We start from the raw sequence: 22,514 nt of genomic DNA, 5'->3' as shown, positions 1-22,514 counted from the left end.
GCCCGAGAACTGGCTCTTCCACTTGTAGTACGTCGGCTCGCTGATTCCGTGCTTCCTGCACGTCTCGCCGACCCTCGCTCCCATCTCGACCTCCTTGAGGATGCCGACTATCTGCGCTTCGCTGAATCTGGATTTCTTCATGTAGAGACTCCGTCTGGGGAATTCTCTACTTCCGGGTGGCTCAGGTTTTCAAGGGGACTTCAGTGACGTCAGCGCCGGGGTCGCATCTGCCAGCGTGCGACAGCCGCAGAGCGCCATGGCCATTTCCAGTTCGTCGCGCAGGGTGCGTACCAGGCGGGCGACGCCAACGGGGCCTGCAACAGCCAAGGCGTGAACGACCGGCCGGCCGATCATCACCGCGCGGGCGCCCAGGGCGACGGCTTTGAGCACGTCGGTGCCGCGGCGGATGCCGCCGTCGACGATGAGAGGCAGCGCTGGGCCAACCGCCTCGGCGATGCGCGCAAGGGCCTGTGCGGTGGCCGGCGCGGTGTCGAGTGTGCGGCCGCCGTGGTTGCTGACGATCAGGCCGGCCACGCCGAGGGACTGCGCCTGGCGCGCGTCAAGTGGGTGCAGCACGCCCTTGAGCCACACCGGCAGGCGCGTCTGGGCCTGCAGCCAGAGCACGTCGTCCCACGTGGGGGCGCTGGCGGCCACGCCTGCGCAGAAAGTGGCTGCGTCAGCGTGAGCGGCCTCGGTGCCGCGGCCGCCGTCCGACAAGTGCACGGCGGAGATGCCAGCGGGCAGACGGAATCCGGTGCGGCGCTCGGCGTCGCGCATGCCTTGCACCGGCGCGTCGACGGTGAGGACGATGGCCTCGTAGCCCGCGGCTTCAGCGCGCTGCAACAGTGCGCGGATCACGCCGCGGTCGGCCTGCCAGTACAGCTGAAACCACAGCGGGCCGCGCGCCGGCTCCGGCAATACGGCCTCGGCCACGCGTTCCATCGGCACGCTCGACAGCGTGGGCAACACGTACCCGGCGCCCTGCGCCGCAGCGGCGAGGGCGCTGGCCCATTCGCCCTGATCGTGCGCGAGTCGCTGGAACGCGACAGGTGCCACGAGGATGGGATGCGCAAGCTCACAGCCTGCAAGCGTGGTGCGGGTGTGGCCGCCTGTCAGGGGCTTGAGCACGCGCGGCCACAGGGTCATGTCTTGCCAGGCCTCGGCGTTGGCGCGCAGCGTGCGCTCGTCTCCCGCGCCACCGTCAAAGAACGCGGCGACGCCGGGGTCCAGCCGCGCACGAGCCGCTGAGGCGAGATCGGCCAAGCAGGCGGGAAAGTCAGTCTCTTGCATCAATTTTGATAGCTGGTCGCGCTTGCCCTGTATGGCTTAGGCATTGATTTCAATCGAACTCTCTGCCAGTGACGCGGTGCATGTGTCGTCTGGCGGATCCCTGCGCAGAAGGGCGACAGAATGCCTCAGGTGCTGCCCCACATCCGCAGCAGATTGTGGTACGTCCCGGTCAGGCGTGTGGCTTCGGCGCTTTCGCCGTCGCGCTGGCGCAGGGCGAGCAGGGCCATGTCCATGTCGAACAGCAGGCGGCGCTGCTCGTCGCTGCGCACCATGCTTTCGATCCAGAAGAAACTGGCGATACGGGCACCGCGCGTGACGGGGGTGACCTGGTGCAGGCTGGTGCCGGGGTAGAGCACCGCGTCGCCGGCAGCCAGCTTGACGCGCTGCTCGCCGTAGGTGTCCTGCACCACCAGCTCGCCGCCGTCGTACTCGTCCGGCTGGCTGAAGAACAGCGTGCACGACACGTCGGTGCGCACCCAGCTGTCGTCGGCCCGCGAATGCAGCACTGCACCGTCCACGTGGTTGCCGTAGTGGTTGCTTTGCCCGCTGTAGCGGTTGAACAGCGGGTTGAAGAATTTGCGCGGCAGCGCGGCCGAGAACAGCAGGGCGTCGCGCCGCACCGCGCCCAGGACCAACTGGCGCATCTGCGCGGCCACATCGCTGTCCTGCGCCAACTGCTCGTTCAGCTTCTGCTGCACGGCCTGCGCGCCGGCGCTGCGGCGGCCGTCGGTCCAGGGCGCATCGGGGCCCATCAACAGGGCGCGTCCGTGTGCCAGTTCTTCGGGCGTCAGGACATTCTTGAGATGAATCAACATGGAAGGAGCCCCAAAGCAAGGCAGCCGCCCGAAGGCGGCTGGTGGTGGTCTTGGAGAACGAGAGTGCCTTGCGTCCTAAGCGATTAGAACAGTGCCTTGAACGTCAGTTCCACGCGCCGCGGTGCGCCAGGTGCGTAGAAGCCGCGGTACAGCGCGTCGGCGTAGAGCCTGTTGGTCAAGTTGGTGACGTTCAGCTTGAGCGACATGGTGTCGGTCATGCTGTATTCGGCCATCGCGTCGAAGGTGACGAAGCCCTTGGCCTTGACTGCGCGGCTGCCCTCGGGGTTCTGGCTGCTGCGGTAGTTGGCGCCCAGGCCCACGCGGAATTTCGGCATGAAGCGGTAGGTGGTCCAGATGCTGCCGCTGTTGCGCGGCGTCAGACCCGGGCGGTCGCCCTGCACCTGCGCACCGCCACCGTTGGCCGCCAGCTGCTGGTTGCTCTTGTCGATCTTGGCCTTGGGGATCCAGGTGTGGTTCCAGAACACTTCCCACGCCGGGGTAATGCGGCCAGCGGCGTTGAACTCCATACCCAGCGCGTGGCGCTTGCCGGACAGCAGGTATTGCACCGCAGCGCTGTCGGGGTCGGTGTTGCGCTCGTTGTACTTCTCGGAGTAGAAGAGGGCAGTGCCCAGCGACAGGCGCTTGTCCAGCACGTCCCACTTGCCACCGATCTCGAGGTTCCGGCTTTTCTCGGCTGGCGTGTTGGCCAGCGTGTTGTTCGGGCTTGAGGGCGTGAACTGGTAGGCGTCGCCCGAGGTGTTGTACGAACTGCCGTACGACACGTAGTACGACTGCGTTTCGCTAGGCTGGTACAGCAGGCCGACGCGCGGGCTCCACAGCGATTCGGACTTGCTGAAGCTGTACGCTGGAGTCACCGTGCCATTGGCAGCGGTGGTGGCCGCCGTGTCGTAGCTGCCCTTGAAGCGGTCAAACCGGATGCCTGCGACCAGCTTGAGTTGCTCGGTCAGGCTCATCGTGTCCTGCACGTAGATGCCGAAGTTGCTGGCATCGAACTTGTTGTAGACCGGGTCGCCGCGCGTGTCGTCGCGCCACTGGTGCGGGTTGGGCTGACCGACGGTGGTCGTCAGCGTGCTGGCCGGGCCGGCAAAGTTGTTGTTGCGCTTGGACTTGTCGTAGTACAGGTCGACGCCCGCCATGATGTGGTGCTGGCGGCCGCCCCAGTTGAACTTGTTGCTGTAGTCGCTTTGCAGTTGGGTCAGGTCGCTGGTGCCCATGCGGCCCTTGGGCGCGCGGGTGATCAGGGTGTTGGGGCCCCAATTGTCGATGGTGGTGGGCGCGCCGTTGGTGGTGCCAAAGCGGATCACGCTGGCCCACAGATCGCGTTCGTAGCGGCCGTGACGGAACTGCGTCTTCAACTCGCCGCCATGGTCGAAGCGGTAGATGTGCGACAGGGTCGCGTACGTCGCCTTGGTGTTGAGCTTGTCGCTGTCGAAGCCGTAGAAATTGCGCGCCTTCAGTGTGGGCACGATCTCACCGTCGCGGATGAACCAGGGGTGGCTGTAGGTGGAGCGGCCTCGCGTGTCCAGGTGGTAGAAGCCGACCGAGAACTCGTTGCGCGTGCCAATGCCCCAACGGAAGGTGGGCGCCACGCCGAATTTCTTTTGCTTGCCGCCCCAGTTGTCGGCGTCGTAGGCCATGGCGTTCAGGCGGAAGGCCGAATCCTGACCGGTCTGGAAGTTGAAGTCGCCCGTGACGCGTTTGAGGCCGCCAGTGCCCAGCGTGGTGTTGACCTCGTGCTGGTTCATCAGGAAGGGCTGCTTGCTGACCTGGTTGACCACGCCGCCGGTCGAGCCCTTGCCGAACAGCATCGAGGCCGAGCCCTTGATCACTTCAACGCGGTCGTCGTTGAAGGTGTCGCGTTCGTACAGCGCGCCGTCGCGCATGCCGTCGCGGTAAATGTCACCCGCGGTGCCGAGCGAGAAACCGCGCAGGCGCACGTCTTCCTCGCCCGTTTCACCGGCCTGGAAGGTCACGCCGGCCGTGGTGCGCAGGACTTCGCGGAAGTCGTCCAGGTTGCGGTCCTGCATGAGCTTCTCGGTCATGACCGTGACGCTCTGGGGAATGTCGCGCAGCTCCTGCTGGCCCTTGCCGATCTCGGTCTTGGTGGCGCGCAGCGTGGTCTTACTGTTGGTCGAGCCGTCCTGCTCGGCACGGTCGCGCACGGTGACCGTGGGAAGCGTGCCAGCGGCTTGCGTCGGCGACGCGCCGGAAGCAGAAGCGGGGGTGGCGGGTGCAGCTGGGGTGGCGGTCTGCGCCAAGGCCGCCGTGCCCATCGAGCCGGCCAGCAGCATGGCGCCCAGAGGCAGCAGTGGGCTGCTGGTTGCTGCGTTTTCAGGAGCTGTCTGCGCTTGTTCGGCAAGCGTTTCTAGGCGTTTTTTTTTGGATCGGCGGGCAGCGGACATGGCAGTAGGCAGCTAAGAGGTTGGGTCAACAGCTGGCTACGTGGTCAAGGCCAAGCCGCCCAAAGGCGGCCTGACAAGACATTGGCTGGCTCTACGGAGGAGAACGGGCAAATTCTACATAAATGAGAATGATTGTCATTAAATTCTGTTAAACATGTCGACAGATCGCAACAAAAAGGGGCCTGAAAGGCCCCTTGGTGGAGGTCGGCGCACGCGACGCCGTACGCACGCCAGGCAGCGTCAACTCTCCAGTTCGCCCATCTGGCTTTGCAGGTAGTTCTGCAGGCCGACCTTGTCGACCAGCTCGATCTGGGTTTCCAGAAAGTCGATGTGCTCTTCGGTGTCGTCCAGGATTTCCTGCAGCAGGTCGCGCGAGACGTAGTCGCGCACCTTCTCGCAGTGCTCGATGCCGTCCTTGATGGTGGCTTGCGCGGCTTGCTCAAGTTTCAGGTCGCAGGCCAGGATTTCCGGCACGTTTTCGCCCACCATCAGCTTGCCCAGGTCCTGCAGGTTGGGCAGGCCGTCCAGCATGAAGATGCGGTCCATCAGCTTGTCGGCGTGCTTCATCTCGCCGATGGATTCCTCGTATTCCTTCTTCGCCAGCTTGTCCAGACCCCAGTGCTTGAGCATCCGGTAGTGCAGGAAATACTGGTTGATAGCCGTGAGTTCGTTCTTGAGCTGCGCCTGCAGGAACTCAATGGCTTTCGGGTCGCCTTTCATGGCTGCGCTCCTTGGTTGTGTGGATCAAGCCGACCATTCTAGGCAGCCATATGAAAGCGGCCAACCTGGGGATATTCGGAATGCGAACGCTTCGCGCCCACGTTCGCGACGCCGAAAATTCGCCCAGTCAGATCGCTGACCCTGTCCCAGAATTTCGAACTGTTCGGTAACACAGCAGCCGCCATGATGAGGGCGCGTTGGGCCGTCTGCGTTGCGCCGGCTGCGCCAGCTCGAAGAAGAAAACCGCAAGCTCAAGCAGATCATGGCCGATCTGAGCCTGGACAAGGCGATGCTGCGGTCGGTAGTCGCAGAAAACTTTGATGTCAGCCCCGACCTACTTGTACAAGCCGGTCAAGAAGGACGAGTCGGTGCTGGGGATGCGGATTAAGGAGATCACCGACGCGCGGGTGCATTACGGCCGCCGCATACACGTGCTGCTGCGCCGCGAACGCCACACTTTGATAACGTCAGGTGCGTTTACCGGCTGTACCGGGAAGAGGGGCTGTCACTGCGCCTGAAGCGGCCGCGGCGCAACAAGGTGGCCAAGCTCAGGCAGCCCAAGCGACGGGCAGACGCCATCAACGAGATATGGAGCATGGACTTCGTGGCCGATGCGTTGTTTGACAGACGCAAGCTGCGCATGCTCACGGCGGTGGATCTGTACACGCGCGAGTGCGTGGCCATCGATGTCGGCCAGAGCCTCAAAGGAGAGGATGTCCTGAGAACACACAGACAGTTATTGTGTCCCCCAATCCACTAGGAGCGGATTGGGGGACAACTGGTTTGGCGCGTCAGTCGTTGCCGCCTGACAGGCCCAGCAGGGCGAGCAGGCCCTGGAACACGTTGAACAGGTCCAGGTACAGGGCCAGGGTGGCGCTGATGTAGTTGGTTTCGCCGCCGTCGATGATCTGCTTCAGGTCGTACAGCATGTACAGGCTGAACACGCCCACGCACAGGGTGCTGATGACCATCATGCCGACGGTGGAGCCCACGAACACGTTGACGATGGCGCCCACGAAAATCACCAAGGCGCCGACGAACAGCCATTTGCCCATGCCGGAGATGTCGCGCTTGATCACGCTGGCCAGGCTGGCCATCACGAAGAAGACGCCGGCGGTGCCGCCCATGGCGGTCATGACGAGTTCAGAGCCGTTCTTGAAGCCCAGCACCATCGCGATCATGCGCGACAGCATCAGGCCCATGAAGAAGGTGAAGGCCAGCAGCACCGGCACGCCCGCGGCCGAATTCTTGGTCTTTTCGATCGCGAACATGAAGCCGAAGGCACCGCCCAGGAAGACGATCAGGCCCAAGCCACCGCTCAGGCTGCGGGTGATGCCGGTGCTGACGCCCACCCAGGCGCCCAGCACGGTGGGCAGCAGGCTCAGCGCCAGCAGCCAATAGGTGTTGCGCAGCACCTTGTTGCGCTGCTCTTGCGATACCGCCCCGCCGTGCGCGATGTCGGCGTAGGCCAGGGGTTGTGAACGGTCGTTCATGGTGTGCTCTCTCCAGGGGTTTTTGTCCGGTGGTCGCCACAGCGGCAACCTCTCGGGGCATTGTACGTAGAGTCGTCTGCGCTGCGAAAAATTCCCTTGCAGATCAAAAACCTACGTGAAATGTCGTTCCGCGATGCGGGGTGAAGGCAGGGCGCGTGCTGGGGCGACCGTGCAGGCCTGAGCGATACTGCCCGCTGCCATTTCCATGCATGCCCTACAAGGAGACGCACCCATGAAGACCAAACCCACCCTGGAAGCCGCCGACGTCAAGGCGATCGCCGCCGCCGCCGAGGCGGAAGCGCTGAAGAACGGCTGGGCCGTGACGATTGCCATCGTGGACGATGGCGGCCATTTGTTGCACCTGCAACGCCTCGATGGGGCCGCGCCGATCAGCGCCCACATCGGCACCGCGAAGGCGAAGTCGGCCGCTTTGGGCCGGCGCGACACAAAAGGCTACGAGGACATGATCAACCAAGGCCGCTACGCCTTCCTGTCCGTGCCCGAGGTGGACGGCTTGCTGGAAGGCGGCGTTCCGATCATGAAGGACGGTCAATGCCTGGGCGCCGTGGGCGTCAGCGGCGTCAAGTCGACCGAAGACGCGCAGGTGGCGCGCGCCGGGGTGAATGCCCTGGGTGCTTGAGGCAGGGCGGATTTTCAAAGAAATCTGACTTACGCCTTACAACCATCTACGCTGGCAGCTATTGAATCAGGAGTGATTGACTGCCGCCCGGGGTTGTCCGAATCGCTCAGCCGAGCGCTTGATGCAAGGCCGAGGGGCCGCGCCTGCGATTCTTTTGTTCTGTTCTGCGTTTTGCGCTCCGGTCGGCGAGCGCGTGCGCCAGCCCGGCTGTAGGGGTAGGGGTTGGAGATTTCTAGTCAAATCGGTGTCTGGCCCTACAACCACCTGCGCGGGCAGCTACTGAATCGGTAGCTGGCCGGCCCGCCCCAGGCGTTCTGGTGCACCCCGCTTCTCAGTAACTCAGCCGCTCCGGCCGCACTTCCTGCAGGATGGTGGTGGCGATTTCCTCGATCGACTTGGTCGTTGTCGACAGCCAGCGGATGCCGGCACGGCGCATCATGGCCTCGGCCTCGGCCACCTCGGCGCGGCAGTTCTGCAGGTCGGCATAGCGCGAATCGGGTCGGCGCTCCGAACGAATTTCCGACAGCCGCTCGGGTGCGATGGTCAGGCCGAACAGTTTTTTCTTGTGCGGCACCAGGGCCGGCGGCAGTTGCCGGCGGTCGAAATCCTCGGGGATCAGCGGGTAGTTGGCCGCCTTCAGGCCATGCTGCATCGCCAGGTACAGGCTCGTCGGTGTCTTGCCGCTGCGGCTGACGCCGATCAGGATGACGTCGGCGGCGGTCAGGTCGCGGTTGCTTTGCCCATCGTCGTGCGCCAGGCTGTAGTTGATGGCTTCGATGCGGTCGTGGTATTCGCGGCTTTTGCTGACGTCCGAAAAGCGGCCGACGCGGTGGTGGCTCTTGATGCCCAGCTCCGTCTCCATCGGCTGCACGAAGGTGCCGAACATGTCCAGCAGCATGCCCTTGCTGCCCTGGATGATGGCCAGGGCCTGCCGGTCGACCAGGGTGGTGAAGACCAGGGGCTTCTTGCCTTCGACCTCGGCCGTGTGGTTGATCTGGCGCAGCGCCTGATGCGCCTTGTCCGGCGTGTCGATGAAGGGCAGGCGCACGCGCCGCGGCTTGAAGTCGAACTGGGCCAAGATGGCGTTGCCAAAGGTCTCGGCGGTGATGCCGGTGCCGTCGGAGACGAAGAACACGGTGCGGTCGGACATGGGAGGCGTACGGTCAATACAATCTGCGCATTATGCGAAGCCGCGCCGCGTCCACCACGCACAAGTCCAACAACGGTGATGCGCCTGCCGGCTGGCCGCCCACACACAGGGCCGCGCCCCGCGACGATTTTTAAACTCTGGAGCTTTCCCCATGTCCGCACTGTTTGCGCCGACCGATCTGGTCGTGCCCTTCGAAAAACTGAGGATGACCGACGTCGAGGCCGTCGGCGGCAAGAACGCCAGCCTGGGCGAGATGATCTCGCAGCTGCCGCAAGGCGTGCGCGTGCCCACCGGCTTTGCCACCACGGCCCACGCTTTCCGCGAATTCCTGGCCCACGACGGCTTGTCGGACCGCATCAGCGCGCGCCTGAAGGCGCTGAACACCGAGGACGTGCGCGCCCTGGCCGAAGCCGGGGCAGAAATCCGCGCCTGGGTCGAATCGCAGCCGTTTCCGGCCGATCTGGAAAAGGCGATTCGTGAGGCGTTTGCCACGCTGTCGGCCGGCAACCCCGACGCCAGCTTCGCCGTGCGCTCGTCCGCCACCGCCGAAGACCTGCCGGACGCATCGTTTGCCGGTCAGCAGGAAACCTTCCTGAACGTCGTCGGCATTGAGGACGTGCTGCACAAGATGAAAGAGGTGTTCGCCAGCCTCTACAACGACCGCGCCATCAGCTACCGCGTGCACAAGGGCTTTGCGCACGACGGCGTCGCGCTGTCGGCGGGCGTGCAGCGCATGGTGCGCTCCGATCTGGGCGCAGCCGGCGTCATGTTCACCATCGACACCGAAAGCGGGTTTGATCAGGTCGTTTTCATCACCAGCAGCTACGGCCTGGGCGAGACGGTGGTGCAGGGCGCCGTCAACCCGGACGAGTTCTATGTGCACAAGCCGATGCTGCAGGCCGGCAACAAGGCCGTGATCCGCCGCAACCTGGGCAGCAAGCTGATCCAGATGGTGTTTGCCAGCGCCGAAGACAAAGCCGCCACCGGCAAGCTGGTGCAGACCGTCGACGTGCCGACCGAGCTGCGCAACCGCTATTCCCTGTCGGACGTCGACATCGAGCAGCTGGCGCAGTACGCGCTGGTGATCGAGCAGCACTACGGCCGCCCGATGGACATCGAATGGGGCAAGGACGGCCAGGACGGCCAGCTCTACATCCTGCAGGCGCGCCCCGAGACGGTGAAGAGCCAGCAGCAGGGCAAGACCGAGCAGCGCTACAAACTGAAGGGCACGGGCACTGTGCTGGCCGAAGGCCGCGCCATCGGCCAGAAGATCGGCACCGGCCCCGTGCGCCTGGTGCACAGCATCAGCGAGATGGACAAGGTGCAGCCCGGCGACGTGCTGGTCACCGACATGACCGACCCGAACTGGGAGCCGGTGATGAAGCGCGCCAGCGCCATCGTCACCAACCGCGGCGGGCGCACCTGCCACGCGGCCATCATCGCGCGCGAGCTGGGCATCCCGGCCGTGGTCGGCAGCGGCGACGCCACGGAGCGCCTGAAAGAAGGCACACTGGTCACCGTCAGCTGCGCCGAAGGCGACACCGGCCTGATCTACGACGGCCTGCTGGAAACCGAAGTAACCGAGGTGCGCCGCGGCGAAATGCCGCCGATCGACACCAAGATCATGATGAATGTGGGCAATCCGCAGCTGGCCTTCGACTTTGCCCAACTGCCCAACGAAGGCGTGGGCCTGGCGCGGCTGGAATTCATCATCAACAACAACATCGGCGTGCACCCCAAGGCCATCCTCGACTACCCGCAGGTCGATGCCGACCTGAAGAAGGCTGTGGAAAGCGTGGCGCGCGGCCACGCCAGCCCGCGCGCCTTCTACGTGGACAAGGTCGCGGAAGGCGTGGCCACCATCGCCGCCGCCTTCTGGCCCAAGCCGGTGATCGTGCGCCTGTCGGACTTCAAGAGCAACGAGTACCGCAAGCTGATCGGCGGCAGCCGCTACGAGCCCGAGGAAGAAAACCCGATGCTGGGCTTCCGCGGCGCTGCGCGCTACATCAGCGACGACTTCCGTGAAGCCTTTGCCATGGAATGCGAGGCGCTCAAGCGCGTGCGCGACGAGATGGGCCTGACCAACGTGCAGGTCATGGTGCCCTTCGTGCGCACGCTGGCGCAGGCCGAGCGCGTGACGCAACTGCTGGCCGACCGCGGCCTGAAGCGCGGCGAGAACGAGCTGAAGGTCGTGATGATGTGCGAGGTGCCGAGCAATGCGATCCTGGCCGAGCAGTTCCTCGAATTCTTCGATGGCTTCTCGATCGGCTCCAACGACTTGACCCAGCTCACCCTGGGCCTGGACCGCGATTCCGGCATGGAACTGCTGGCCGCCGACTTCGACGAGCGCGACCCCGCCGTCAAGGCCATGCTGCAGCGCGCCATCAACGCCTGCAAGGCCCAGGGCAAGTACGTCGGCATCTGCGGCCAGGGCCCCAGCGACCACCCGGACTTCGCGCGCTGGCTGGCGGATGAGGGCATTGCCAGCATCTCGCTGAACCCCGACAGCGTGATCGAAACCTGGACCCTGCTCGCCGGCTAGGCGGCAGCACCGGTCGCGGCGGGCGATGGCTACGTCTGCTAGAAAAAGAAGAGCTGCCCGCGCAGGTTGGGTACGGGCTGCACTTCTTTTTCTTTGGTTTCTGGCGTCCTTTGGCGTGGCCTTCTTTGCGCGCGAGCTGGACATGGTGGTGGGCGGTTGGCCGCTCAACTTCTGGCTGACCGCGCAAGGCGCGGTGCTGGTCTTCATCGCGGTGGTGATGCTCTACGCGGCCTATATGAACCGCGCCGAGCAGGACGAGCCGGGTGCGCCGCCGCCCACGCCTGCGCCCACGCCCGCGCGCGACGCTGACGATGCCACCCGCTGATTCCACGCGGCCGAGCCGAACGCCCTGGCGGCTGCACCGCAACCTGCTGCTGTTCGTGGCGGGTTTTCTCGCCTTTCTGGCGCTGATGGACTGGGCCGAGCGCGCCGGCCTGTCGCGCGCCTGGATCGGCCCGATCTTCCTGTTCCTGTCGGTGATGGTGTACGCCTGCATCGGCATCTACGCGCGCACCGGCGAGCCGGAGGAGTTCTACGTCGCCGGGCGGCGCATCCCGGCCATGTACAACGGCATGGCGACGGCGGCCGACTGGATGAGCGCGGCGTCTTTCATCAGCCTGGCCGGCGCGCTGTACCTGCAGGGCTTTGCCGGCACCGCGGCGCAGCCCGGCGGACTGGCCTACGTGCTGGGCTGGACCGGGGGCTTCTGCCTGGTTGGGCTGGTGGTGGCGCCGCGCCTGCGCGCCATGCAGCTGTACACCGTGCCCGACTTCTTTGCCGTCCGATTTGGCGGGCGCTGGCCGCGCTGGCTGGCGGCCATGGGGGCCATCGTCTGCTCCTTCCTGTACGTGGTGGCGCAGATCTACGGCGTCGGCCTGATCGCCTCGCGCCTGACCGGCGTGCAGTTCGAGATTGGCATTCTGCTGGGCCTGGGCGGGGTGCTGCTGTGCTCGTTTCTTGGCGGCATGCGCGCCATCACCTGGACGCAGGTCGCGCAGTACGTGGTGCTGCTGCTGGCCTTCCTGATCCCGGTGTCCTGGTTGGCCTTCAAGCAGCTGGGCACGCCGCTGGCGCCCATGGCGTACGGTCAGCAGTTGCCCAAGATCGAACGGCTGGAGCAGAAGCTGATCGAGTCCCCAGCCGAGCAAGAAGTGCGCGCCGCCTTTGCCCAACGCGCGCGCGAGTACGCCGAGCGCCTGAATGACCCGGCCGCCGCCCTCACGCGGGCACGCGACCAGCTGGAAGAGCGCATCCGCATGCTCAAGGCCCAGGGCGCGGACTTTTCGCTGGTGATGCAGGCGCGGCGCGAGTTGGCGGCGTTGCCGCGCGACGTGGCCGGTGCGCGCGAGCTGTGGACGCGCCAGATGAACGAGGCCGAGGACCGCAGCAAGCCACTGGGCGGGCTGCCGCGACACGGCCAGGCCTTTGCCGGCGACCCGGATGGCACACCGGCCGAGCAGGACGCCTTCAACGCCTCGCGCCTGAACTTCATGGCGCTGATGTTCTGCCTGATGGTCGGCACGGCGAGCCTGCCGCACCTGCTGACGCGCTTTTACACCACGCCCACGGTGGCCGACACGCGCAAATCGGTGGTGTGGTCGCTGGTGTTCATTTCGCTGCTGTACATCAGCACGCCAGCGGTGGCGGTGCTGGTCAAGTACGAGATCATGCAGGGCCTGGTGGGCAGCAGCTTCGATGAGCTGCCGAACTGGATCGCCCAATGGGCGCGGGTGGACCCGGGCTTGATCTCGGTGCAGGACATCAACGGCGACCGCATCCTGCAGTTTGGCGAAATCCGGCTGGGCGCCGACATGATCATGCTGGCCACACCCGAGCTGGGCGGGCTGCCCTACGTCGTCTCGGGGCTGGTGGCGGCGGGCGGCCTGGCGGCGGCACTGTCCACCGCGGACGGCCTGCTGCTGACCATCAGCAACGCGCTGGTGCACGACACCGCGACGTACGAAAGCGACCATGCCCGGGCGCTGTCGGACAACCGGGTGATCCTGTCCAAGTTCGCGCTGCTGGCTGCGGCCATGCTGGCCGCGCTGGTGGCGGCGCTCAAGCCGGCCGAAATCATCTCGCTGGTCACCGCGTCGTTCTCGATGGCGGCCGCCACCTTCTTTCCGGGGCTGGTCACCGGCCTGTTCTGGCGCCGCGCCACGCGGCGCGGCGTCGTGGCGGGCATGCTGGCGGGCATGGGCATCACCGTCGGCTACATGTTGCAGGCCAGCCCATCGCTGCGCGCCTGGTGGGGCCTGACGCCGGGCGGCCTGTGGTGGAGCATCCATCCGGTGTCGGCCGGTGTGTTTGGCGTGCCGGTCGGTTTTGCGACCATTGTGGCGGTTTCGCTGTGGGACAGCTGGCGTGGCCAGGCGACAGGCGCGCTTCCAAAACAGTAGCTGCCTGCGCAGATCCCTGCTGCGCTGGCGCTGTTTTTGACATCAAGCCCGGGCGTCGCTCGGTCAGTTTATGCCGCGCCGGCCAGCGCCGTCTCTTCGACTTGCTCGCCCAGAAAACCACCGCTCTGGCGCGCCCACAGTCGGGCGTACAGCCCGCCTTGCGCCAGCAGCTCGGCGTGCGTGCCTTGCTCGACCACGCGGCCCGCGTCCAGCACCACCAGTCGGTCCAGCGCGGCGATGGTCGACAGCCGGTGCGCAATGGCGATCACGGTCTTGCCCTTCATCAGCTCTTCCAGGCTTTCCTGGATGGCGGCTTCCACTTCACTGTCGAGTGCGCTGGTGGCCTCGTCCAGCAGCAGGATGGGGGCGTCCTTCAGCATCACGCGGGCGATCGCCACGCGCTGGCGCTGGCCGCCGGAGAGCTTCACCCCGCGTTCGCCCACCTGCGCGTCGTAGCCGCGCCTGCCCTGCAGGTCGGTCAGCTCGGCGATGAAGTCGGACGCCTGAGCGCGCTCGGCCGCGGCCCGCATGTCGGCCTCGTTCGCATCAGGTCGGCCGTACAGGATGTTGTCGCGCATGGCGCGGTGCAGCAGCGAGGTGTCCTGCGTCACCATGCCGATCGCCTGGCGCAGGCTGTCCTGCGTGACGTGAGCGATGTCCTGCCCGTCGATCGTGATGCGGCCCGAGTCCACGTCGTGAAAGCGCAGCAGCAGGTTGACCAGGGTCGACTTGCCGGCGCCCGAGCGGCCGATCAGCCCGATCTTCTCGCCGGGCCGTATGGTCAGGTTCAGGTGGTCGATCACCGGCGCCGAGCCGTCGCGGTAGCTGAACGTCACGTCGTCGAAGCGCACCTCGCCCTGGGTGACGACGAGCGGCGTGGCGCCCTTGGCGTCGACCACGGCGCGCGGGCGCGACAAGGTGTTGATGCCATCCTGAATGGTGCCCACGCTTTCGAACAGGCTGGTCATCTCGAACATGACCCAGTGGCTCATGCCCGACAGGCGCAGCGCCATCGCCGTGACGGCCGCCACCGCGCCGGTGCCGACCTGGCCGATCGACCACAGCCACAGCGCCGTGCCGCAGGCACTCAGGATGAGCAGCACGATCAGCGTGTGGTTAACCACTTCGAACAGGCTGACCAGGCGCATCTGCGCATAGCCCGTGCGCTTGAATTCGTCCATCGCCGCGCGGGCGAAGGCGGCCTCGCGCTGCGTGTGCGAGAACAGCTTGACGGTGGCGATGTTGGTGTAGGCGTCCGTGATGCGCCCCGTCATCACGCTGCGCGCATCGGCCTGGGCGCGGCTGACCTTGCCCAGGCGTGGCACGAAATACCAGCAGGCCAGCACGTAGGCCACGGCCCAGCCGACGAACGGCAGCACCAGCCAGCCGTCGAAGCCGGCGGCCAGCACCAGCATGGTCACGATGTACACGCCCATGCCGATCACCACGTCGGTGGTGGTGAAGATCATGTCGCGCACCGCCAGCGCGGTCTGCATGATCTTGGTGGTGATGCGGCCGGCGAATTCGTCGGCGTAGAAGGCCATGCTCTGGCCCAGCATCAGGCGGTGAAAGTTCCAGCGCAGGCGCAGCGGGAAGTTGATGGCCAGCGTCTGGTGCTTGACAACGGTTTGCAGCGCGACCAGGGCGATCGACGCCAGCAGCACGGTCGCCAGGATCGTCAGCAGGGGGCCGCGGTCGGCCCAGAGCGTGTCGGGCCGCACCTGGCCCAGCCAGTCGACCACGCGCCCGAGCATGGCGAACAGCAGCGCGTCGTAGATGGAAATGGCGGCCGACAGCACGGCCATGGCCCCGACGTAGCCGCGCACACCGGGCGTGGCGGCCCAGACAAAGGCCAGGAAGCCCTTGGGCGGCAGACCGGGTTCGCGCTCAGGGTAGGGGGGAAGGCGTTTTTCGAAGTAACCGAGCAAGGCAGCTCCGTGCAGATAGAGGGCCGCTCACCGGTCGACGGCGATCAGCCCCTTTTCAAGGTATTCATTGAATTGCACCAGCGGGATCGCAGCGTTCATGGGCTGGCCTTCTTCCTGCCAGCTCATCACCATGCTTTGCGGGGCGCGCTCCAGCTCCAGCTGGGCGTCCGGCTCGATCGTGATCATCGGGCCGTCGCCCGCGCGAAATTCGAGGCGACCGATGACGCGCGCGCGCGCCTGCTGACCCGGGGAAAGGCCGTCTGGGCCCACCACGTAGTCGACGTCGGTGCCTTGGGGCGAAACGGGAGGGGTATTCATGTTGGAGGTCGCTCCTGAGTGAGGTGGGGGCGCGCCGCGCGCCCATGCAAGCCATTGTGCACGCGCCGGCGCCGCCGCGCCGCCGCCCGGCATCGGCACAGGCGTGCCGAAAGCGAAGTCGAAGACTATGAAAAACGTAGCTGACCGCGCTGTCAGGTATTGGTTTGCAGCCATATTTAATGTGAAATGTGACGGTCATCAGTTGCCTCGCACCCCGGCGCCACCCTTGGAAAAAAGCGGTGCCCGCCGTAACGGGCACCGCATCAAAACCGCAGCCGAGGAGGAAGGGAGGAGAGAGGTTCGACTGCGGAGACCTGAGCCGCCCGTCAGGGCAGTGGCGCTGCCGCGCTGCCTGAGCGCGAGAAACGGCGCCTACGCGAACCGTGGCACGTGCGGTGGGGGGTGGAACTGGGTGTGGGCTGAGCGGATATTTCCTCGAAATCCGCGAGCGAGAAAAGTCTTGTTCTGGTGCATGAAAACCGCAATGCGAACTCCCATGAGAGGGTGTTGCCAGATATTGAACTGGGTAATGTAGATGGCCTATCGTCCTGACCCGCGGCAGCGTGTCGGACAAGACCGTCAGCCCAGCCTGCTGGCGCGGCGGAATCGGCGACTCAGAAGCGGCGGCTGAGGAAGCGCGAGCCTTGCAGGCCGAAGCGCCAGGGAAGGTCGGTCGCCTTAGTGATGCCGATGCGCGGACCGATGACTACTGGCGGCGGCATGTCGGGTGGCGCAGCGGTCAGCTGGAACGGCGCGCGGTCGAGCGGCAGGCCGTTGTGTTCCTGCGTGATGCCCAACGCCTGGCCCAGCCGCCCGGGGCCGGCACAGAGCAGGCGTTCGTCCTGCAGGCCGCGCCGCTCGCGCATGGTGTCGATGCCGATCATTGGGGCCAATGCGCGGATCAGCACACCGGCGCCGTGGCCCGGTTCGCGGCAGACGAAATTCAGGCACCAGTGCATGCCGTAGCTCAGGTACACGTAGGCATGGCCGGGCGGGCCAAACATGACCGCGTTGCGCGGCGTCGGGCCGCGGTGGCTGTGGGCGGCCGGTTCGCTGGCGTCGTACGCCTCGGTCTCGACGATCGTGCCGCCAACACCGTCCACCAGCAACGTGGCGCCGATCAACGTACGCGCCAAGTGGGATGAATCCACGGCGAAATCGGCCGGTGTGAGGGCGCGGGTCATGCCGCTTGTCCCTTGGGGCCGCCGAGCTCCAGTGCTTCCCGCAGCCACTGGATCTTCGGGTCGTCTTCCTGCACCGCGCGGTACAGGAGACCGACCGAGCCGCGTGCCAGAGGCGGATCTACCGGCAGACGCACCACCTCGCCGGCGGCCTCGGCTGGCCGCAGCACGTCGACCGGCAGCGCGCTCAGACCGACGCCATGCGCCACCAGCCGCAGGTTGGTGCTGGGGTGGGCCGACTCCATGACCGGTGTTGGGGTCAGGCAGCCGGCGCGGCCGAACGCTTCGTCAACGGCGCGGCGTGTGGTCGACATCTGCTCGGGGAGCACCCAGGGCTCGGCGCGCAGTTGCGTCCAACTCACTCGGCTCGCACCGGCCAGGCGGTGGCCGGGCGCGGCGATCACCGCCGATTCGGTCTCGAAAAGCTTCTCGTAGTGCAGTTTCGGGAACGCGGTTTCGCTGAGCTCGCGCGAGAAGGTGGTGACCAGCGCATCCAGGTGCTTGTGCATCAGCGCGTGTGCCAGCACCGGGGTCAGCCCTTCCTGCAGGTGGACGCGCACGCCGGGCCGCTGGCGCGCGAGGTTCTGAACGACCTGCGGCAGGTAGGCAAGCGCGACGAAGGGCGGTGCGCCGATGTGCAGCACCGCACCCGCCGGTTCGGCCGTGGTTTCGGCCACCAGATGCGACAACTCGCGCAGCAGGCGCTCTGCCCCGCGGATTGCCAGCTGGCCGACTGCGGTCGGCTGCATGCCCCGTGCACCGCGTATGAACAGCGCCAGCCCGAAGGCGGATTCAACCTCGTGAAGGGCCTTGCTGAGCGTGGGCTGCGTCAGGTGAAGCTCAGCCGCCGCCGCGTGCAGGCTGCCGACGCGGTCAAGCGTCACCAGCAACTGCAGGTGCTTGAAGCGCAGCTTGCCAGTCAGCTGGCGCATCACGGCAGTGGCATCCGGTGGCGTGGTGAGCATGGTGAAGAGGCGTGTCTTGCTACGGAATTCTTATTGTGAATCGCTTGATAAAAATTTATCACTTTTTCGAATAGAAAGACCAACCTAGACTGAAACCAGAGCCGAGCACCATTCACTCCACAGGAGACAACATGCAACGTCGCCATTTTTGCGCCTTGGTGGGCGCCAGCCTTTGGCCAGCAGTCGACGCCACAGCAGCCAGCGCATTTCCCAACCGCATGATCCGCGTCATTTGCCCCTACGCTGCCGGTGGCGGCCCCGACGTTCAGCTTCGCCAGATGGCGCCTGTGCTTGGCGAGGCGCTGGGTCAGTCGGTCGTGATCGAGAATAAGGTCGGTGCAGGCGGCGTACTGGGCGCGCAGTACGTGGCGGCGCAATCTGCGGACGGCTACACGCTGCTGCAACTGGCGAACACGCACCTGGTCCAGAAAATGATGACCCCGAGCCTGAAGTTCGATCCGCTCAACGACTTCGCGCCCATCACCAACATGAGCATGTCGCCGACGGTTCTGGTCGTACCGGCGAACTCGCCTTTCCAGCGCGCGCAAGACTTGATTGCAGCCGCCAGGTCCGCACCGGGAAAGCTCAATTACTCGTCAGGTGGCATTGGCACCTCCGCGCATCTGGCTGGCGCCACGTTCGCCGCGTTGCCGAAGCTGAACGTCACCCATATTCCGTTGAAGGGCTCGGTGGAGATCACAGCTTCGTTGCTGCGAGGCGATACCCAATTCGCGTTTCCCGTAGCAGGGACCGCCATCCCACAGGTCAAAGGGGGGAAGCTGCGCGCGCTTGCGGTGACCAGCGCCAAGCGGATGACGCAGCTGCCTGACGTGCCTACGCTGGAAGAAGTCCTGAAAAGCAAATTGGCGGTTCAGGAGTCCTGGTTTGCCTTGGGCGCCCCGGTGGGCACGCCGAAAGAGGTGATCGCCAAGTTGTTCACTTCGTTCACTGGCGCGATGAAGGTGCCCGCTGTCCGCAAGGCGATTCAAGACTCTGGCAGCGAGCCGGCACCAAGCGGCAGTTCGGAAGAGTTCGCGGCATTTGTTCGCGCGGAGAACGCCAAATGGGGGGAAATTGTCCGCCTCGCCGGCATCACCGCAACCTGAATCACTGGAGGTTTTGTGATGTTTCAAGCCTTGCAAGGCGTGCGGGTCGTCGACATGTCGCATGTCATCGCCGGCCCGCTCGCCTCGTTCTACCTGGCGCAACTCGGCGCGGAAGTCATCAAGATCGAATCGCCCGAGGGCGGCGACGTCATGCGCTCATCCAAGGCGCGGCCGGAAGAGGGCGACACGCCCGGTGGCTTTGCCGCGCTGAACGCGGGCAAGCGCTCGTTCGCCGTGGACATCCGCACGCCCGAAGGCGCGCGGCTGGTGCGCTCGCTGGCGGCCACCGCGGACGTGTTCATCGAGAACTTCCGTCCCGGCGTGGTCAAGCGCCATGGCCTGGACTACGACGCCATCCGCGCCGTCAAGCCCAACATCCTGTATTGCTCCATCTCCGGCTACGGCCAGGCCGGTGACTGGGCCGGGCGCGGCGCGTACGACCACGTGGTGCAGGCGCTCACCGGCATGATGATGATGAACGGCGATTCGCCCGAGGCGCCGCCGATGAAGGTCGGCTTTCCGGTGATCGACGTGGCCGTGGGCATGCTGGGCGCGTTGTCGATCGTGGCCGCATTGCAGGGGCGCAGCCGCGACGGCCAGGGCCAGTACATCGACGTATCGATGGTGCAGGCATCGCTGATGCTGATGTACCCCAACGCCAGCAACTTCCTCACCAGCCGCGCCGAACCGCCGCGTGCGGGCAACCGCGGCTATACCGGCAGCCCGGCCGCGGACACCTACCGCTGCCGCGACGGCTGGCTGTCCACGGCGGCCAACACACCCGCTCAGTTCCGCCAGATGGCGGCGGTGCTGGGGCTGGAGCACCTGTGCGACGACGCCGAAGCGCTGGACCTCGATGCCTTCAACGCGCCCGGCGGCTTTGTCGTGCCGCGCGATGTGGACCGCGTGCGCGCCGCCTTCAACGCCGCTCTGGCCGAGCGTAGCGCCGCTGACATCGAGGAGGCGCTCAATGCCCGCGGCGTGCCGGCGGCCCGGGTGCGCAAGCTCGGCGAGTTCCTCGACGAGGTTCAGGTAGGATCAAAACTCCCGTTCACGCCCGTGCGCTACGCGCAAGGCGTCGGCACCGTGCGCACGCCGGGCATCGGTTTCCCTCTCGGCCACGGGCCCGCCCAGGGCCTGCCGGGTGCACCGCGCCTGGGTGGCGATACCCGGGCGGTGTTGAGTGAGTTGGGCGTGCCGGCCGCCGATGCGCGCGCCCTTGCCGACGCGGGCATCGTGCGCGAAGCCACCCATCAGACTTAGCGAGAGATTTATTCCATGTTCCAAGGCCTGCTGCTCACCCGCACCGACGATGGCGCCCTGAAGGCCACCGTGACCGAACTGGACGACGCCCAACTGCCGCCCGGTGACGTGATCGTGCAGATCAGCCATTCCACGCTGAACTACAAGGACGGCCTGGCCATCACCGGCAAGGCGCCGGTGGTGCGCAGCTTCCCCATGGTGCCGGGCATTGACTTTGCTGGTGTGGTGCAGTGGTCCGACGACGTGCGTTTTCGCGAAGGCGACGCCGTGCTGCTGAACGGCTGGGGCGTGGGCGAAACGCATTGGGGCGGGCTGGCGCAGCGCGCGCGGGTCAGGGCCGACTGGCTGGTGTCCCTGCCGGGTGGTTTCACCGCTGCCCAGGCCATGAGTCTCGGCACGGCGGGCTACACCGCCATGCTGTGTGTGATGGCGCTTCAGCGCGAAGGCATCGTTCCCGAAGCCGGACCGGTGCTGGTCACGGGCGCCAACGGTGGCGTGGGCACGATCGCCATCGCGCTGCTGGCGCAGCTCGGCTTTGAGGTGCACGCCTCCACCGGCCGCCCGCAGGAGGCCGACTACCTGCGCCAGCTGGGCGCCAAGGAGGTCATCGACCGCGCCGCACTCAACGCCCCCGGCAAGCCACTGCAAAAGGAGCGCTGGGCCGCCGCCATCGACAGTGTGGGCAGCCACACACTGGCCAACGTGTGCGCCAGCATCCGTTATGGCGGCGTCGTCGCGGCCTGCGGTTTGGCGCAGGGCATGGATTTCCCCGGCAGCGTGGCGCCCTTCATCCTGCGCGGCGTGACACTGGCGGGCGTCGACAGCGTGATGGCGCCGATGGCGCGCCGCACGCAGGCCTGGGAACGGCTGGCGCGCGAGATCTCGCCCGAACTGCTGGCCCGCAACACCGAAACCATCGGCCTGGGTGACGCCGTCGCCACCGCCGAGCGCCTGCTGGCCGGGCAGGTGCGCGGGCGGGTCGTGGTGGACGTGAACCGCTGAGGCCCCGCACCACCCAGTACGCTGAGCCGGCGCGCCGCCACCATTTACTGGTGACGGGCGAGCGTCCGCACCATGTTCGCGGCCGCTTCCCAGCAGCGCCGGGGAACGTCGTCAGATGCGCGCCGCTTGCTCGCTGGCAGCAAAAAAGCAGAATGAATGCTATTTAAATGGTAGCTTGCTGCGCAGGTGGTTGTAGGGCTTGACTCTGATTTTGATCGGAATACGCGCGGCAGCTCAGCGCTGCCCGCATGGGTGTACCTTCCAGCACCTCTTGCCGTTCAGAACACGCGTTTGACGGTGAAACCGCGCGCCTTCAGCAGGGCCGGCAGGCCGTTGGGGCCGATCATGTGCAGCGCGCCCACGGCCGCAAAACTGCGGCCTTCCCTGGCGTGCAGCGCATCGATGCGTTCGGCGAGCACGCGGTTGCGCTGGTCGACCACACGCTCGGCCAGCGCCCGCTCGGCAGGCGTGTCCAGGCAGTCGCACCAGTCGGCGTAGCTTTCCAGGCGCTGCAAGTCGCTGTCGGCCCAGCTATCGGCCAACTGACGCACGACGCGTCTGGCCTTGACCGATGCCAGGTCTTCCAGCCCGGCCTCGATCAGCTTGACCTGCTCGTCGGGCGTGCTGGCCGACAGGGCGGCGATCTGTTCGTCCGCGGTTTCAAGACTGCGCGTGCGCAGGCCCAGGTGCGGTGCGATGCCGGTCAGCGCCACCTCGCTGCCATAGGCAGCTTCCAGCCCTTCGCGCCGCGCCAGCGCCAGCGTCACGGCGGTCAACTGAAACTCCGGGCGCTGGTCGGCCACCTGGTCCCAAGGCACGCACTCTGCCGCCGCTGCGGCGCGCAGGCGCTGCTGCAGCCGCTCGGGCAGCGGGCTCGCGCCGGTTTCCCGGATCTGGGCCAGCAGACTCTGCACGACCTGCGGATCGCTGATGTCCAGCTCCAGCGCCAGAACCTTGCTTGCGCGAAGTGCGCGTGAAAGCTTCGGGCCGGGCACTGTCCAGGCCAGCTTACCCAGGTGCAGGGTGCCGTACAGGTGGGACGTGCGGCCGTCGCGTTCGAGCGACCACAGGAAACCCCGGTCCGGGGAGGCTTGCCGCGTCAGATCCGCGATCTGTTCGGCACTCGGCGGCGTCAGCGGTGGCGGGCAGTCCTGCGCCCGGCTCCAGCCGCCGGCCAGCAGCGCCGACAGGGCCAGTACGCCAGCCAGCGCGCGCTGGCGCAGGGATCGGGTCAACACCATGCGGACAACTCCAGAGTCAGGACAGCACACCGGCGCTC

The 22,514-nt window shown here is 66.1% G+C and carries 19 protein-coding genes and 1 pseudogene; 8 read left to right on the top strand and 12 right to left on the bottom strand.

Annotation, left to right across the window (positions count from 1 at the left end):
* The 5 genes from FVQ98_RS17815 to bfr all read right to left on the bottom strand — a co-directional run.
* A partial coding sequence (locus FVQ98_RS17815) for a transposase (protein WP_147914801.1) occupies positions 1-141 on the bottom strand: 141 nt, incomplete at its 3' end.
* A 48-nt stretch (positions 142-189) separates the two neighbouring features.
* Positions 190-1,263 (bottom strand): alpha-hydroxy acid oxidase, encoded by a 1,074-nt coding sequence (locus tag FVQ98_RS17810; protein ID WP_255507842.1) that lies wholly within the window; start codon positions 1,261-1,263, stop codon positions 190-192.
* Positions 1,264-1,415: 152 nt separating this feature from the next.
* A complete protein-coding gene (locus tag FVQ98_RS17805; protein WP_147914799.1) occupies positions 1,416-2,105 on the bottom strand; it encodes a Fe2+-dependent dioxygenase in 690 nt (229 codons plus the stop codon).
* A gap of 83 nt (positions 2,106-2,188) precedes the next feature.
* Positions 2,189-4,528 (bottom strand): TonB-dependent receptor, encoded by a 2,340-nt coding sequence (locus FVQ98_RS17800; protein WP_187265794.1) that lies wholly within the window; start codon positions 4,526-4,528, stop codon positions 2,189-2,191.
* 240 nt (positions 4,529-4,768) lie between these two features.
* On the bottom strand, positions 4,769-5,248 hold the full coding sequence (bfr, locus tag FVQ98_RS17795; RefSeq protein ID WP_147914798.1) for a bacterioferritin: 480 nt from the start codon (positions 5,246-5,248) through the stop codon (positions 4,769-4,771).
* 190 nt (positions 5,249-5,438) lie between these two features.
* Here bfr and FVQ98_RS20175 point away from each other — a divergent pair.
* Positions 5,439-6,008: pseudogene (locus FVQ98_RS20175) on the top strand (DDE-type integrase/transposase/recombinase); the annotation flags it as partial.
* 31 nt (positions 6,009-6,039) lie between these two features.
* Here FVQ98_RS20175 and FVQ98_RS17790 read toward each other — a convergent pair.
* Complete coding sequence (locus tag FVQ98_RS17790) at positions 6,040-6,741, bottom strand: Bax inhibitor-1/YccA family protein (RefSeq protein WP_147914797.1); 702 nt, start codon at positions 6,739-6,741, stop codon at positions 6,040-6,042.
* A gap of 232 nt (positions 6,742-6,973) precedes the next feature.
* Here FVQ98_RS17790 and FVQ98_RS17785 point away from each other — a divergent pair, with 232 nt between their 5' ends.
* Entirely contained in the window at positions 6,974-7,381 is a 408-nt protein-coding gene (locus FVQ98_RS17785; RefSeq protein WP_147914796.1) for a GlcG/HbpS family heme-binding protein, read from the top strand.
* Between the two features lie 331 nt (positions 7,382-7,712).
* Here the strand turns inward: FVQ98_RS17785 and ppsR are convergent, their stop codons facing one another.
* Positions 7,713-8,531, bottom strand: a complete 819-nt coding sequence (gene ppsR, locus FVQ98_RS17780) for a posphoenolpyruvate synthetase regulatory kinase/phosphorylase PpsR (protein ID WP_147914795.1) — start codon at positions 8,529-8,531, stop codon at positions 7,713-7,715.
* Between the two features lie 151 nt (positions 8,532-8,682).
* Here ppsR and ppsA point away from each other — a divergent pair, with 151 nt between their 5' ends.
* The 3 genes from ppsA to FVQ98_RS17765 all read left to right on the top strand — a co-directional run bounded on the left by ppsA (position 8,683) and on the right by FVQ98_RS17765 (position 13,472).
* On the top strand, positions 8,683-11,073 hold the full coding sequence (ppsA, locus tag FVQ98_RS17775) for a phosphoenolpyruvate synthase (RefSeq protein WP_147914794.1): 2,391 nt from the start codon (positions 8,683-8,685) through the stop codon (positions 11,071-11,073).
* Positions 11,074-11,188: 115 nt separating this feature from the next.
* Positions 11,189-11,398: a DUF4212 domain-containing protein gene (locus FVQ98_RS17770; RefSeq protein ID WP_255507841.1), complete on the top strand. Its 210-nt coding sequence runs from the start codon at positions 11,189-11,191 to the stop codon at positions 11,396-11,398.
* The gene (locus FVQ98_RS17765; protein WP_147914792.1) at positions 11,385-13,472 is read left to right on the top strand and encodes a VC_2705 family sodium/solute symporter; all 2,088 of its coding nucleotides are present in this window, start codon (positions 11,385-11,387) and stop codon (positions 13,470-13,472) included. Before FVQ98_RS17770 ends, FVQ98_RS17765 begins: the two co-directional genes overlap by 14 nt.
* Positions 13,473-13,540: 68 nt before the next feature.
* On the opposite strand, the gene FVQ98_RS17760 is transcribed toward FVQ98_RS17765, so the two are convergent.
* The 4 genes from FVQ98_RS17760 to FVQ98_RS17745 all read right to left on the bottom strand — a co-directional run bounded on the left by FVQ98_RS17760 (position 13,541) and on the right by FVQ98_RS17745 (position 17,864).
* Positions 13,541-15,400, bottom strand: coding sequence for an ABC transporter ATP-binding protein (locus FVQ98_RS17760; protein WP_147914791.1), 1,860 nt, complete (start codon positions 15,398-15,400; stop codon positions 13,541-13,543).
* A gap of 27 nt (positions 15,401-15,427) precedes the next feature.
* Positions 15,428-15,718 (bottom strand): hypothetical protein, encoded by a 291-nt coding sequence (locus FVQ98_RS17755; RefSeq protein ID WP_147914790.1) that lies wholly within the window; start codon positions 15,716-15,718, stop codon positions 15,428-15,430.
* 614 nt (positions 15,719-16,332) lie between these two features.
* Complete coding sequence (locus FVQ98_RS17750) at positions 16,333-16,902, bottom strand: DNA-3-methyladenine glycosylase (RefSeq protein WP_147914789.1); 570 nt, start codon at positions 16,900-16,902, stop codon at positions 16,333-16,335.
* Positions 16,899-17,864, bottom strand: coding sequence for a LysR family transcriptional regulator (locus tag FVQ98_RS17745; protein WP_147914788.1), 966 nt, complete (start codon positions 17,862-17,864; stop codon positions 16,899-16,901). The genes FVQ98_RS17750 and FVQ98_RS17745 overlap by 4 nt, the downstream gene beginning before the upstream one ends.
* A gap of 131 nt (positions 17,865-17,995) precedes the next feature.
* Between FVQ98_RS17745 and FVQ98_RS17740 the strand changes: the two genes are divergently transcribed.
* Genes FVQ98_RS17740 through acuI form a run of 3 tightly spaced genes read left to right on the top strand, consistent with a single transcriptional unit; the run spans position 17,996 to position 21,235 of the window.
* Positions 17,996-18,970 (top strand): Bug family tripartite tricarboxylate transporter substrate binding protein, encoded by a 975-nt coding sequence (locus FVQ98_RS17740; protein ID WP_147914787.1) that lies wholly within the window; start codon positions 17,996-17,998, stop codon positions 18,968-18,970.
* Positions 18,971-18,988: 18 nt separating this feature from the next.
* Entirely contained in the window at positions 18,989-20,233 is a 1,245-nt protein-coding gene (locus FVQ98_RS17735) for a CaiB/BaiF CoA transferase family protein (protein ID WP_147914786.1), read from the top strand.
* Positions 20,234-20,248: 15 nt separating this feature from the next.
* Positions 20,249-21,235: an acrylyl-CoA reductase (NADPH) gene (acuI, locus tag FVQ98_RS17730; protein ID WP_147914785.1), complete on the top strand. Its 987-nt coding sequence runs from the start codon at positions 20,249-20,251 to the stop codon at positions 21,233-21,235.
* Positions 21,236-21,513: 278 nt separating this feature from the next.
* Here the strand turns inward: acuI and FVQ98_RS17725 are convergent, their stop codons facing one another.
* Positions 21,514-22,476, bottom strand: coding sequence for a TraB/GumN family protein (locus tag FVQ98_RS17725; RefSeq protein ID WP_147914784.1), 963 nt, complete (start codon positions 22,474-22,476; stop codon positions 21,514-21,516).
* Positions 22,477-22,514 lie beyond the last annotated feature (38 nt).

It is taken from the genome of Ottowia flava (assembly GCF_008017535.1).
In the GTDB taxonomy this organism is placed as follows: Bacteria; Pseudomonadota; Gammaproteobacteria; order Burkholderiales; family Burkholderiaceae_C; genus Ottowia; species Ottowia flava.
This window is presented reverse-complemented; position numbering and strand designations above follow the sequence as displayed.